This window comes from Polaribacter marinaquae, from assembly GCF_038019025.1.
GTDB classification, from domain to species: Bacteria; Bacteroidota; Bacteroidia; order Flavobacteriales; family Flavobacteriaceae; genus Polaribacter; species Polaribacter marinaquae.
Genome location: NZ_CP150496.1, coordinates 2951924 through 2966362, shown reverse-complemented (window position 1 = coordinate 2966362; position 14439 = coordinate 2951924). Strand labels below are relative to the sequence as shown.

Here is a 14439-nt window from a genome sequence, read left to right as displayed (position 1 = left end):
CGAAAGTTATAAAATTTACAAGAAAAACCATGCAATTGCAAGATAATTTTAAAAACAACTTTTCTTTAAAAGGATTCGCAAGTATATTAATAGGATTTTATTTTTTTTTACTCGCTTATGCTTATAAATATCTATTAGATGGTTTTTTAATAGATAATCATCCTTTAGGTGTTATAAGTCCACAAATACTAGAAATTCTTTGTATTGTTTTGGCTGTTATATTTATAGTATTTTCTTCTTTCGCTATTTTTTTTAGAGCAAAAAGAAAGGCTAAAAAAGAAGATTATTTATTATGGAATAAGCAAAGTAAAAGTGCTCTTAAAAAATATTTTTTAACAATAATTATAGGGTTTGGTATTTTATTGATTCTAAAAAACTACGGATATATTAACCTTTTAACTCCTATATTTCTATGTTGTTATGCTACTTTATTATTTCTATTAAAGAGTAAGGATAACAATAAATTGTATGTTTTAATTGGTTTGGCTATTCTATTAGCTTTGTATTGCTTTATGATACCAAGTTATTGGTATTCATCATTTACAATTATGGCTATTGCGCATGCAGCTTTTGGCTTGGTAGAAAAAAATTAATTTTCAACTTTAAAACCAGGTTTTACATATCCTTTAGGCACATTTTCTGGCGGAACGGTTAAAACACTCCCATCTCTAACAGCATTGTAATGCGGTGATAAAATTTCTATGCCTGCATTATGCAATTCATTTTTAATACTTTCGTGCAATAAAGAATAAATTAAAGCTCCTTTTTCTGGATTTTTTGTGTGGCAGTTGATTTCATAATTTATATAAAAATCATCTAAACTTTTTACCAAAACAAATGGTTCTGGAGATTCTAAAATCATTTTGGTATTTTTTGCTCCTTTTACCAAAGCTTTAATAACTTCTCCACTCGGCACATCATAACCAATAGTTACAGAAGTATGTAAAATAACACCAACTTCTTCTGCAGCATTTTTACTAAAATTGATTATATGATTTCCTAAAATAGTAGAATTTGGAACTGTAACATCTAAGTTTTTAATAGTTCTAACTCGAGTTACTAATAAACTTCTTTCGGTAACATCTCCAACTGTATTTCCTATTTCTACACGATCACCAACTTTAAAAGGTCTCATGTAAGTAATTACAACACCCGCAACAATATTAGATATTGCTGCTGTAGAACCTAAAGAAAATAATACACCAAAAAATATTGAAACTCCTTTAAAAGCATCTGATTGTGAACCTGGTATGTAAGGAAAACAAATAACTGCTGCAAAAGCTATAATTACAACTCTAATTAAATTAAAAGTTGGTTTTGCCCAATCTGCATGAAAACCATCTAACCTTACCGCTTCTCTTTCTAATTCGCCAGTTACATACTTTAAAAATTTAAGTAGATATTTAGTAATAAAAACAATTACTAGAATAAAAAATAAGCCCGGTATAAATTGTAAAAAACCACTTATTACAAACTGTACTGGTTTCATTACATAATCGAAAACTGTAGATGCCACCTCTTTTGTTTCTGGTATAAAACTAAAAACAAAAGGCAAATAAACCACTAAGAAAAAAATACTAATAGCTATTCTTAATGCTCTTACCGAAAACTTTAAAATATGTTTTTCTCTTCTTGGTGTTATAAATTTAAAGATGTTTAAAAGCTCTTTTTTCTTAAATAACACATTTCTATCTAAAGAATCTAATTTGGTTTGTAACCATCTAAAAAACTTCTTTAAAAGAAAGAAGAAAAGGAAAATTCCTAGAATTGCAAATCCAAAATAAATATACTTTAAAGTCATAATAACCAATTAATTTAATAATATTAATGTATTACTAAGAATATTCTTTCTGAATTTTCCTAACAATATCTTCTAAACCATTTAATTGAAGTTCATATACCAGTGCCATTTGTTTACCCAATTTACCTTGCGGAAACCCTTTGGTTTTATACCAAACTATATAATGTTCTGGTAAATCTATTAAAAACCTACCTTTAAATTTGCCAAATGGCATTCGCATTTTAGCTAAATCAATTAGAAATTGTCTGTCGTTTATCATTCTTTACCGTCTACGTAATCTTGTAAATATGAAAATCTTTCAGTCAGTTTTCCGTTTTCTGTCATTTTAGCACGTGCTAATACTCCATTTTCATCATTATTAAAAAATGCAGGAATTACGTTTTCTAAAAACATTTCTCCGAAACCTTCACTTGCATCTTTTGGTAATTCGCATGGTAAATTATCTACAGCCATCACAACAATAGCATTTTTATCTTGATAATCTACTTCTTTTTCTGTTGTTGAATCGTATCCGTAAATAGGTTCTGCAATAGTAGATGCTTTTATTGTTGAAGCCACCGGACCATCGACATCACAAGAAATATCTGCTACAAACTTTATATTAAAATCTTTAGATTTTGCATCTTCTCTAGTAAACAAGTATGGCGCACCGTTTCCGTAAAAGTGACCCGCAATAAAAAAATCTGAAACTTTTGCAAAACGCATAAAATTAGATTCATAATTTTCTGGATGATTGTAAAAATCAAAATTATCTAAAACTTTACCATCTTTTCGCTTATTATAATCTAAAACATCTGCTAAACAATAAACAGTTTCATCAAAAGTTTCATTTAAATATTGGTTTACAGAAACTTCTCTAATTTGCATTGCATCTAGCATTTCTTTTGCACCATAAGCAACTTTACCATTACCAGTTAATAAAATTTTTATTTTTGGTAATGCTATTTTTTTTAATTCTGATATTAATTCTTGTTGGCTATCTAATGTTTCTGCTTTAGGCAAATTAAATGTTTTGTTTTTTAAACCAATTGCTCTAAAACCATTATATGCGCCTACAATACCGGCATATCTACCAAAACCAATTAAACGAGCACCATTTTCTTTAATAATTGTTTCGTGGTCGTATAACTCTATATTTTTATCTAAAATAGCTAATAATAAATCTCTATTATATGGTTGTTTCTTAATTGTATGACTAAAAAAGAAATATTTTTTATTAGGAATTAAAGCATTAATTGGCACTTCTTTTACACCCAATAATACATCGCAAGTAGACATATCTTCTAGTACATCAAAACCAGAATCTTTATAATTCTGATTGCTAAAAACACGAATATCAGAACTTTCTACTACAATTTCTGCTTCGGGATATTCATTTTTAAACTGCTTTAATTTAGAAGGTGAAAAAACAACTCTTCTATCTGGTGGATTTTTTCGTTCTTTAATGATACCGAATTTCATATGTTTTAGTTTTGTTCGAAGATATTTTATTTAAATGAACCTACAAAAAGTTAGTTTACTCTTTCGACTTCACTCTCTAATTTTAAGACAGCACTACCGTCTTTTTGCTTAATATACAATGCTTTATTGCTAGCTTCTCCTTTTCTAACAATTTCTGTGTTATCTATAGTTTTTGATACTTTTTTAGAATACGTTTCTACAACTTTACCTTCTGCTGTACCTTTTCCCATTTCCAAGTAACGTTTGTTCCTTTTCTTATCATAAGATTTATTAATTTATTTACTATTATTAAAACTAATTTATGCTACAATTATAAGTTTTTGTATTTTTGCAAACTTGTAATATTAATTACTAAGACAAGTTACAAAGTTTCATCAGTATTAAAAAATGAAATTTTAAAATTAAATTGGCTTAATATTTGCAATCTTATTACAGTTCTTTGAAATTTTGGGGACGACTGGTTTTGACAGCAAGGTCAGTGAATTTGTAAGCATATCGAGTTATGAAATAACACTCGTAAAACCTAATTTCAACTTTTTAAACGGCGAAGATAACTACGCTTTAGCTGCATAATTCGAATCATAGTAGAATTAGCCTCGGCACACAAGGTGTGCAAGCTTTATGTCCACGAAAAGCCTTGGTTTATGGCGTTTCACTTTTGGGCATCGTAAAAATAAACATAGAAAACCTGTAACTTTGCCAGGTTTTTGAAACTAAAAAAGTTAAGTTTAAAGTGGATTGTTCTTAATCAGCTTTAAATCGAAAATTAAGAAAGAACTAAATATGTAGAAAGCTTTTTGGCTGCTTGTTTGGACCCGAGTTCGATTCTCGGCGTCTCCACAAAATTAAAAAAACCTCAATAAATTGATTTTCAATTATTTGAGGTTTTTTAATTAATGAAATTAACGTATTTGTGTCCATTCTCTTTTTAAGCAAACAGACACCATCCTTCAAAAGTTTTACTGACCAATATAAAAATTTACATTATTTAAAGTAATTTTTATCTAAAGAAATAATCCAAACCTTTTAGATAATCTTTTGCAACAAATAACTAAATCAAAAATTGATACTTCTTTAATCACGTTCAATTCAAACCATTCCATTTAAAATCGATCAAGTTCATTATATAAACGATTAAGACTAAACAAATTTAAAACTCACTAAAGAACAAACAAACTTATTCCATAAAAAAAGAGATCTTGAAAAGCTGATAGAAAAAGAAATCCAATTATGAAAGCAATTAAAAATAATTCTACTCTAGAATTATCAAAACTAAAGTAAAAATCAATCAATTTGGAATAATATCATTGATAAACACATTTCTGTTTTAGATTTCTTAAAATTTCAGAAATTATTTTTTAATTTATATTTATGTTATTTTTTCTATATGTTTTTAGTTAAAAACATATATTTAGTGAGATGAACATTTTTTTTACAATAAACTTAATATCACAAAGCATTTAAAATGGATTTACCCGTTGATAAAATAATATCCAATACTTGAATTAACATTATAATAGATATTGATCGTTCTTTAGAGACAAAAATAATGGCCTATAAATTAGGCTTAGAGACAGATGCTAATGAAAAATCATCTTTAAAATATATTGAAAAATAAAAATTAAGAAAATTGTTGAAAGAAAAAGTTGAGAAATAACATCATGATGATTTAAAAACATTAATCCAATCTAAGTTAAAAACCTACGTTTGGAGACTTGCTTTAATTCTAGAGATGATAGAGCAAACCCCAAAAAACACTTTTAATGATGCTATAATCTTAGTAGAATATTTTAGAGAAAATGCTTTACGTTTATACAACAAGTTGTCCTCAATAAATCCATTAGATAACTTTTCTGACAACAAACAAAAACTCTTTAAGGAATTAGGAATGGAATTAAAAAAAAGTGATCAAGCTGAATTATTTAAAAAGCATGGAATTAGTGGAGGTTCTTTAGCTGGGTTTTTAAATAAAAAGGATTTATTTAAAAGAGTTGATAGTATAGGTAATTACCAGGAAAAGTTTAAATAAAAAAGCTTTTTAAAACTAGCCGCATACTTAATTATTCAGATTGAATAGGTGGTTTTTTTATGCGCTTCACCAACCTTACCGCTATAAAAACCACTCTAAACCCTTATCAATATTGAGGTTTACCACCTTTACCAACAGGGGTATATAATAGTTAATAAGCATATCTGTATTTTTAAAAAATATCATTCATACAACTTACCTTATGTTAAATCTGGGGGAACTTTCAACTACTTATAGAGAGTAGACTAACTCCACCAGATTTGACATTTTTTATTAAAGCAGAAAAAACAGAAAGAATTACTTCTTTCTATTTTTTTTAATTCTTTAAGATACAAAAAACAAATAATAAGGTCAGCCTATTTTAATACAATACATTATGAATTTATAAGTACAATATTGCAAGAGAAATAAAGTAATAATACCTAAATTTTAAAGTGAAAATTATTTTTCAGTAGTAGTAGTAGTAGTAGTAGTAGTAGTAGTAGTAGTAGTAGTAGTAGTAGTAGAATAATTTATTTTAAGGTATTATCTAAGAAACAAACAACATAGTGTAAGATTTCTTTAAACCATGGATTTACCAACCAAAAAGAATGCGGACTTTTAGGCAACATAAAGGTTTGATTATAAATTTTGTGTCGATTTAAAATAGAAATCATATCATCTCTACCAGCGTGAAATCTGTCGTAAGAACTATTTACAAATAAGATAGGTGGTGTGTTTTTACCAACATATTCTAAGGGTGATGCTTCTTTCCAGTTTTTATAATTTTCTTCTTTTTCACCATCCAACCAAATACCAGCCATAGATGCTTTTCCTTTTTTAGATTCTGCTGCTTCTGGATGTATAAAAGAAACAATACCATCTATATTTACAATAGCTTGTATTTTATTTGATGTTTTTTTATCTGTTGTATACAAAACATTATCAGCAGTTACACCAACCAAAGTTGCTAATTGTGCTCCTGCAGAAGCTCCTAAAACAGCTATTTTATCTTTATTAATGTGATATTTATTTGCTTTTTGTTTTAGCCAGACTATTGCATCTTTAATGTCATTTACAGCAGCTGGATATTTGGCTTCTAAACCCAATCTGTAAGAAACAGTAATAGCAACATAGCCTTTTAAAGCTAAATGCTGTGCCATAATTTGTTGATTATCTCTGCTACCAGTTAACCAACCACCACCATGAATTAATAAAACTGCAGGAAAAGAAGTGTTCTTATTTTCTGAAGGATAATAAATATCTAGCATTAATTTTGTTTTATCAACCTTTTTGTAAACTACATTTTCTTCAGAAATAATATTATTGGAAAAAATTGGTTTTATTGGAGTTATAAATGGATATTTCTTTTTTAATTTTTTAAAAGTTGTTGTTACTGTATAGGGTTTAAAATTTGATTTTTCTTGACCAGATACCACAAAAGCACTGAAGAAAATAATAAAAAATACTTTTCTAAAAATTTTCATTTAGTATTTTGTTTTATTCAACTCTTGTAAACCATCAAAAACTAACCTAGCTACTTCTACAGCACCTTCTGGTTGAAAATGTGTATTATCTTTCTGTCCATCAGGATAAGCTTTATAAGTATTTGCTGGTAAATTCATAAAATAGTTAGTAGTTACAAATTCACGCCCTTTTTTGGTAAAAAAATCTCTAGACTTTTTATTTAAATCTATGAATAAAACATCCATTTCTTTTGCAATGTCTTTTGGAGCTGTGTCATATTCTCCATGAACGTTTCCTAATTTACCATCTTTCCAAGGATAGTTTCTTGCCACAGGTGTTAAAATAATTGGAGTAGCTCCTTTTGCTCTAGTTTGACTAACAAATAATCTTAAAAACTCTTTATAGCCTTCTATATTTACATAACGTTCTTGTTTCTTTACTGATGCATCATTATGACCAAATTGCATAATTACAACATCATTTTTTTCTAAATTTTCATAAACTGCTCTCCATCTTCCTTCTTGAAAAAAAGTTCTTGTACTTCTTCCTCCTCTTGCTCTGTCGTCTACCAAAACACTATCTGTTTTAATTAATGGTTGTATTTTTTTTATACTATCAGTAATCATAAAAGGTTGAAAAACTTGACCCCATCCTGTAATAGGATATCTAGTTTTTAGATAGTCTTTTCCTAATTCATAATTATTTGCATAATCTGCCATAGTAGAATCTCCAATTAAATATATGGTAGTAATTTTAGAAGCTGTTTCCTCTTTAATTTCTTGTTCTTTATTGTATTTACATGAAACAAAGCTTAAGCATGAAATTAAAGCCAAACAAAAGATTAAAACTTTATCATTATTTTTTTTCATTTTTTATATGATGTATATACAATCTATTATTTTAACTTAGATTTAAAGTTCTAAAAATCAAAAAAAAAAGATAAAATCTATTTTTTAGTCTCTTTATTGAAAAAGTATTTTAAAGATTATTTAGAAATTTTAAAAAAAGGAAAATCGGCATAACTTCCTCTTTTTGCTTCTTCTGTACTAATTGAAAATAAACCGATTTTAGCACCAATCCATTTTCCTTCTTTAGCTTTAAAGGGTTTTCCTATTTTTTTAAATTTTTTGCCATTTTCTGAATATAAGAATTGACACATTGCATCTGGAGCAGTTACTTTTACTTTAAAATATACAGTGTTAGATGCCAAGCGTTTTTGCTCATTTATAACTTCTTTTGCTCCTTCTATGGCGTTGATGGCTTCTTTTTGCTGAACATAAAATCCGTTTGCATCATGTGTAATTACTAAACTAGCATAATCCATTCCCATTACAATGATTCCTGCAGATTTACCTTCAGTAACCTCTTCAGGAACTAATTTTACTTGAGTTGTTGCTGTAAAATTTGGTGCTGGAAATTTTTGCAATAACAAATTAGGTGTATTCCAAAGGTTTGGAGCTACTTTTGGTACTTTAATAGAGAATAATCTTAAAAAATTATTACCTGGTAATTTTGCATGCCAAACCACATCTGGATTTGCTTGCCATTGCCATTGCAAACCAATATTAAAATCCTCAAAATTGTCTGTTTCTACAGGTGTTTCTATTGAGTAGGTTTTATCGATTTTAGGTTTTTTATGTGATGCAACAGGCTCTCCAATTCCATTACCATCAAAATCTTTACCCATTACAGGCCAATCATTTTTCCAAGTCATGGGTTGTAAATGTACAATTCTACCATACGCATCTACATCTTGAAAATGATAAAACCAAGATTCTCCATTTGGAGTTTCTACATAGGCACCTTGATGAGGCCCATTAATTTTTGTAGATCCTTGTTCTAACACAACTTTTTCTTCATAAGGGCCATAAATGTTTTTAGACCTTAATACCAATTGCCAACCTGTAGCAACGCCTCCTGCTGGAGCAAAAATATAATAATATCCATTTCTCTTATAGAATTTTGAACCTTCAACAGTGGAATGATTTTCGTGACCATCAAAAACATGAATTCCAGCATCTAAAACTTTGGTTCCTTCAGGATTCATTTTATTTACCGTTAATAAACTTTTTACACCTCTTCTACTACCTGCGTAAGCATGAACTAAGTATGCATCACCATTATCATCCCAAAGAGGAGAAGGATCTATAAGTCCTTTACCTGCCATTACTAAAACTGGTTTTTCCCAATCAGAAAATGGATCTTTGGTTTTTACCATATAAATTCCAAAATCTGGATCTCCCCAATAAATATATACTTCATTATTATGATAGCGAATACTTGGAGCCCAAACGCCATTACCATGTTGTGGAATGTTAAAAACATCTTTAGGAACTTGCTCTTTTAATGCATAGTTAACTAATTTCCAGCTTATCATGTCTTTAGAATGTAATATTGGTAAACCTGGAGCTGCATTAAAACTTGATGCTGTCATAAAATAATCATCACCAATTCTAACCACATCAGGGTCTGAATAATCTGCATAAATTATTGGATTTTTATAAGTTCCATCTCCATTATCTGCAACCCAAACCTCAGAAACATAGGGTTTTTGAGCAAAAACAAATATTGTAAAAAATAAAACTACTAAATTTATTAAACACCTCATTTCTATCTATTTAACTCTAAACTTGCTAAAATAAATGGACCTGTTCCTTTGGGATCATTAGAACGTATTAATTCGTTAATATAATATTCATATGATCCATCTCTGTAAGGTTTACCACCTAAACCTGCAACTCCACAACATTTGTTTAGGTTTACAATTCCATTATCTTCAACAGTAATTAAATTGTTAATTAAACCATCATACCCTTTATTTGCAAAGTTTAAATAAGATTTGGGTAAATACCCTTTATTTACTCCTTTTGCTAAGGTATACACAAACATTGCAGTACCTGTAGCCTCTAAATAATTGCCTTTTTTATTTGGTTGATCTAAAACTTGCCACCACAAACCAGACTCATCTTGAACTTTAACAACAGCTTCTGAATATTGATTTAAATATCTAATAATTTTTTCTCTTCTAGGATGATTTTCTGGTAAAAAATCTAACACATCTACCAATGCCATTCCATACCATCCCATTCCTCTAGACCAAAAATTCTCTGAGTTTCCCGTTTTTTTATTTGCCCAACGTTGTTCTTTACTTTCATCCCAACCATGGTATAGTAATCCTGTTTTTTGATCACGACTGTGTTTTTGAATTAAATCAAATTGATGTACTACATCATTATAGATTTTTTGTTGTTTAGCTTTATCATTTATGTATTCTTTTGCATAACGTGTATGAAAAGGTTCTGCCATATATAAACCATCTAACCACATTTGATTTGTGTAAATTTTCTTATGCCAATAACCTCCATCTGACGTTTTTGGTTGCGATTCTAATTGACCGTTTAAAGTTTCCATCGCAATTAAAAAACGCTCTTCTTTAGTTTTTGGATATAGGTATAATAAAACATCCCCAGATTTTATCATATCTAAATTTTGATTTGATAATTTATAAGTATCTATAGTTCCTGAACTATCAATCATTTGGTCTGCATACGCATAGACATAATCGTAGTATTTTTTGTTTTTTGTTTGCTCATAAACCTTGGCACAAGCACTTAAAACCAAACCTGGAGTATAGCTCCATTTTGGTTTTTTCCTAAAATCTAACAAGGTAGGATCTGGAAAACGCTCTATTTCTGAAAGCACCATTCTCTCTGACCATTTTAAATTTTCAGGAACAACTTTTTCTGTTACTGTTTTATTGATTTTTTCTTTTGTGTTTTTTTTGCAAGAGCTAACTATACAAATAAAAGTTAAAGAAAAAAGTATGCTGTAAAATCTGATTGTTTTCATCAAAAATATTTTTAATTAATATTGTTTGTGGCTTCTAAAGAAGCTAATTTTTTATTGATGTCTTTTAAGAATTCTTCTTCAGTTTTTATACCATTTAATTCTTGTTCCCAAGCAGCTAAGAAGTAATATGTAATTGTTTTAGTTGTTGGTTTAAAAGTTACCAAATGATCGTGTTGACCTAAAGTTTGAGAATCTACATCATCTAAATTATAAAATAATGCCATTCCTAAATTGTCTGGTGGATTTGCCAAAGTTTGTTTGCCATAGGTAGCAATATATGCCCATTTTGCACCTTCTTTTTTAATTACTGGAATGTTTTTCGCAATTACAATTCCTGTTGATAATCCAGAGATTTCTTTTGAAGGAGTTAAGCTTGCTTTTGTAAAACGATCTTCCGAAAAAATAGCTAATTTTGCTTTTAAATCGATACTATCATTACCAGATTTCCAATTTTTATAATGGATATTTATAGCTGAACTTTTTTCTGTATTTTCTATAGTTGCTATTGTTTTTTCTACTTTTTGAAAATGGACTATGGTATCTAAAACTAATCTTCCAAAACCACCAATTCCCATAGATTTTCCTGCTTTTAAAATATCTTGGCCCCAAGCTGAAGGTTCGTGATATGAATCAAAACCATCTTGACCAACATAAGGCAAAACCAAAGAGTCTACTTTTTTACCAAAAACATCAATTGCATTTCTCCAATCTAAATACAAACGATATCCCACTTTGTTATTTTCCCAACCTGGACCTTCGTAACGAAGGTACCAGGTATGGTCTGTATGCTGTTGGGGAACATTTACTTTATTTACATTTTTAAAAAATTTACCATTTTTATATTCTTTATGATTTCTTGGGCCATCTACCCATTCTCCTCCTTGTGCCATTGAAATTTCAGCATAAGTTTTTGTTGAAGAATTTGAGCTAGTTTTTGGTGTTTCGCTATTTTTTTTACATGCGTAAAAAGCGAAAAATAAGATTGAAAGAATGGCTAATTTTTTCATAATTAATTTTTTAATATTTTTTTCCGTTTATTGATGAATTTTTGAAGACAAGAGGTTCTGAATTCTCTACTGATATTGGCGTTTTTGCATTTTTGATGTGTACATTGGTTAACGACACATTTTCTACAGGGCTTTGTTTTCTACCCTTAATTAAAATACCATACTTACCACTATTTTCTACAGTAATATCTTCTAAATAAATATTCTTAATAGTTGGTATAAATTTTCCTTCTTGGTTTGCATAGGTTCCATAGTATGTGTTAATTCTTAAAAGCGCCTCTTTTACTTGCCCAACTTTAATGTTTTTTACAAAAACATTTTCTACAAAGCCTCCTCTTAAAGTATTCGTTTTTATTCTAATTGCTCTATCTAAATTGGGGCTATCCATATTACAATTTCTAACGTATACGTTTCTTACACCTGCAGAAATTTCACTACCTAAAACCACTCCTCCATGACCATCTTTCATTTCACAATTTTCTACTACAATATTTTCACTAGGAATATTAACCACTCTTCCATCATTATTTCTACCAGACTTTATGGCAATACAATCATCACCTGTATTAAAAGTGCAATTTGTAATATGAACATTTTTGCTGTATTCTGGGTCACAACCATCATTATTTGGCCCATGGCTATTTACTGTTACTCCATCAACTCTAACATAATTTGATTTTATAGGATGTATTACCCAAAAAGGAGCGTTTGTAATTGTTACCCCTTGAATTAATACATTTTCGCACTCAAAAGGTTCAATAAATGTTGGACGAAGTTGATAGCCTTCTCCAAAAATTCGCTCAGAAACGGGTGTATTATTATTAGACATTTCCCATAATCTTGGTAAGTTTATGCTGTCTTTCTGATTAGGAGTTCCTTTAATATATCCATAGGTATCTTTACCTGCCCATGGCCACCAGTTTTTATTACTCGCTTGGCCGTTAAAAACACCTTTACCAGTAATGGCTATATTTTTTTGTTTGTAAGCATAAATTAATGGAGAATAATTCATTAATTCTTGACCTTCGTAAGAAGTATGTACAACAGGCAAATATTCTTTATAATTTTTAGAAAAAAGGACATTCGCGCCCTCTTCTAAGTGTAAATTCACATTACTTTTTAAAACAATTGGCCCTGTTAAAAAGTCTCCTGGAGGAATAATTACTTTTCCTCCACCAGCAGCATTACAAGAATCTATTGCTGCATTAATAATGGATGTATTTAGAGTTTTAGCATCTGCTACAGCACCTAAATCTTTTATATTTAAAGTAAGATTATTAAACTGTTTTATGTTGATGCTTTCGATTATTTTATCAGCTTCGTCAAAAAAATTTGCCTTTTTTGCAGTTTGTTCTTTACAAGAAATTAAAGTCGTCAAAAATATTGAAAGCGCTAAAATTGTTTTGTTAATGTTCATAATTTTGTTTTGTTATAATTAAATACATTCTTTAACAAGAGAGAAACTATACATTTCTATGTTTGTATACGTTTTACTTAAGGTTTTTAAATTAGCATCGATTTTGAGATGATCTAATTTGTTTTTTTGCTCCCATTTATCTGGAATTCCATCTTTATCTGTGTCTTTGCCTACTTTATTTTCTATTATTAGTGGCCATCCACCAACTTCCTTTTGAGAATCAATAATGCCGTTTTTAACCATGGCGTTTTCTTTTTTCACATATTTGATGATTCTCTGATCAACAGGATCTCTAAAGAAACTAGCACCAGCATCTTTTAAAACTCTTTTGTAAGCTTTTTGCGTTTTGTCGGTCTTTGTGTTTCCAGAAATATTGATTTCATTATCTAACTTGGTTGCAAGAGGATTATCACATTGTACACCACCTTTCCAATTATTCTTAGAAATTTCTTTATACCCGTAAACATAGTTGCCATCTACATAAAATTTACCATAAGGTTTAGAAGGACTTACAATTCTATCTAATTTTGAAGAAGTAGTTGCAGGACCATGCTTAAAATAATTATTTACCAAATTATAAGTTCCTTTTTCACCTCCGTAAATGCTATTGGATCCCCAATTATAGATTACATTATTTCTAAAATCTACAAACTCATTTTCTGAATTTTGAGTTGTTTTAGAACCGCTAAATCTTGGATTTCTACTATTATTATTGGCTATTAAATTATGATGAAATGAAACGTTTACGCCTCCCCAAATACCTCCATAACCATGAGCTCCTTTTTTATGAACTGATTTATTTAAAGCTTCTGAAATAATGCTCCATTGCAAAGTAAAATTTTTATTATTGTAAAAAGAAGCATTTTCATCTGTACCCCAACTAATTGAACAATGATCTATAATAACATTTTTTGCATTATTAACACCTAAGGCATCTCCTTGAACACTGTTTTCATCTCCCATTCTAAATCGTAAATACCTTACAATAACATTATTTGCTTTTATTGTAAATGGATAACCTCTTAGAGTGATGCCTTCTCCAGGAGCTGTTTGCCCTAAAATGGTAAGATTCCCTTTGTTTTTGTTTACGTCTAATTTTGATTTTAATTCAATAGTACCAGAAACTGCAAAAACAATGGTTCTTGCTCCTTTTTTTACAATTCCTTTTCTTAAACTACCTTCTCCATCATCATTTAAATTGGTAACTACATAAGTTAAACCTCCACGACCACCAGTAGCATATTTTCCAAAACCTTCTGCATTAGGAAATGCAAGTTCTTGGCTATAATTTGTTTGAACAACTATTAAAATAAATAAAATTAAAATTCCTTTTTTGGGCATTATATTTTTTCTTTTTTACATTTAAAATTCATCATTTTAAACCTAATTTTTAATTATCACCTTTTTTGCGATTCCTTTTTTGGTATAT

Annotated in this window: 13 protein-coding genes and 1 other RNA gene; 3 read left to right on the top strand and 11 right to left on the bottom strand. The window is 29.2% G+C overall.

Features of this window, described 5'->3' with window-relative positions:
• Positions 1-29: 29 nt before the first annotated feature.
• A complete protein-coding gene (locus tag WG950_RS13100) occupies positions 30-593 on the top strand; it encodes a hypothetical protein (RefSeq protein WP_340932967.1) in 564 nt (187 codons plus the stop codon).
• Here WG950_RS13100 and WG950_RS13095 read toward each other — a convergent pair.
• Genes WG950_RS13095 through WG950_RS13080 form a run of 4 tightly spaced genes read right to left on the bottom strand, consistent with a single transcriptional unit; the run spans position 590 to position 3492 of the window.
• The gene (locus WG950_RS13095) at positions 590-1801 is read right to left on the bottom strand and encodes a mechanosensitive ion channel family protein (RefSeq protein ID WP_079737070.1); all 1212 of its coding nucleotides are present in this window, start codon (positions 1799-1801) and stop codon (positions 590-592) included. The genes WG950_RS13100 and WG950_RS13095 overlap by 4 nt on opposite strands.
• A gap of 34 nt (positions 1802-1835) precedes the next feature.
• Positions 1836-2060, bottom strand: a complete 225-nt coding sequence (locus WG950_RS13090) for a DUF3820 family protein (RefSeq protein ID WP_340932965.1) — start codon at positions 2058-2060, stop codon at positions 1836-1838.
• Positions 2057-3262 (bottom strand): NAD(P)-dependent oxidoreductase, encoded by a 1206-nt coding sequence (locus WG950_RS13085; RefSeq protein WP_340932964.1) that lies wholly within the window; start codon positions 3260-3262, stop codon positions 2057-2059. Before WG950_RS13085 ends, WG950_RS13090 begins: the two co-directional genes overlap by 4 nt.
• A 50-nt stretch (positions 3263-3312) precedes the next feature.
• On the bottom strand, positions 3313-3492 hold the full coding sequence (locus tag WG950_RS13080) for an HVA1 family protein (protein ID WP_340932962.1): 180 nt from the start codon (positions 3490-3492) through the stop codon (positions 3313-3315).
• Between the two features lie 219 nt (positions 3493-3711).
• Between WG950_RS13080 and ssrA the strand changes: the two genes are divergently transcribed.
• Together ssrA and WG950_RS13070 are read left to right on the top strand one after the other, a co-directional pair.
• Positions 3712-4105: a transfer-messenger RNA gene (ssrA, locus tag WG950_RS13075) on the top strand.
• An 889-nt stretch (positions 4106-4994) separates the two neighbouring features.
• On the top strand, positions 4995-5291 hold the full coding sequence (locus WG950_RS13070) for a hypothetical protein (RefSeq protein ID WP_340932960.1): 297 nt from the start codon (positions 4995-4997) through the stop codon (positions 5289-5291).
• 512 nt (positions 5292-5803) lie between these two features.
• Here WG950_RS13070 and WG950_RS13065 read toward each other — a convergent pair.
• The 7 genes from WG950_RS13065 to WG950_RS13035 all read right to left on the bottom strand — a co-directional run bounded on the left by WG950_RS13065 (position 5804) and on the right by WG950_RS13035 (position 14351).
• The gene (locus WG950_RS13065; protein WP_340932959.1) at positions 5804-6757 is read right to left on the bottom strand and encodes an alpha/beta hydrolase; all 954 of its coding nucleotides are present in this window, start codon (positions 6755-6757) and stop codon (positions 5804-5806) included.
• Positions 6758-7606, bottom strand: coding sequence for a rhamnogalacturonan acetylesterase (locus tag WG950_RS13060; RefSeq protein WP_340932957.1), 849 nt, complete (start codon positions 7604-7606; stop codon positions 6758-6760).
• A gap of 116 nt (positions 7607-7722) precedes the next feature.
• Positions 7723-9345, bottom strand: coding sequence for a glycoside hydrolase 43 family protein (locus tag WG950_RS13055; protein ID WP_340932955.1), 1623 nt, complete (start codon positions 9343-9345; stop codon positions 7723-7725).
• Positions 9346-9347: 2 nt separating this feature from the next.
• Complete coding sequence (locus WG950_RS13050) at positions 9348-10586, bottom strand: glycoside hydrolase family 88 protein (RefSeq protein WP_340932953.1); 1239 nt, start codon at positions 10584-10586, stop codon at positions 9348-9350.
• Between the two features lie 11 nt (positions 10587-10597).
• The gene (locus WG950_RS13045) at positions 10598-11593 is read right to left on the bottom strand and encodes a DUF4861 family protein (protein WP_340932952.1); all 996 of its coding nucleotides are present in this window, start codon (positions 11591-11593) and stop codon (positions 10598-10600) included.
• 10 nt (positions 11594-11603) lie between these two features.
• Positions 11604-13010: a glycoside hydrolase family 28 protein gene (locus tag WG950_RS13040; protein WP_340932949.1), complete on the bottom strand. Its 1407-nt coding sequence runs from the start codon at positions 13008-13010 to the stop codon at positions 11604-11606.
• Positions 13011-13028: 18 nt separating this feature from the next.
• Positions 13029-14351, bottom strand: a complete 1323-nt coding sequence (locus WG950_RS13035; RefSeq protein ID WP_340932948.1) for a pectate lyase — start codon at positions 14349-14351, stop codon at positions 13029-13031.
• Between the last annotated feature and the right edge of the window lie 88 nt (positions 14352-14439).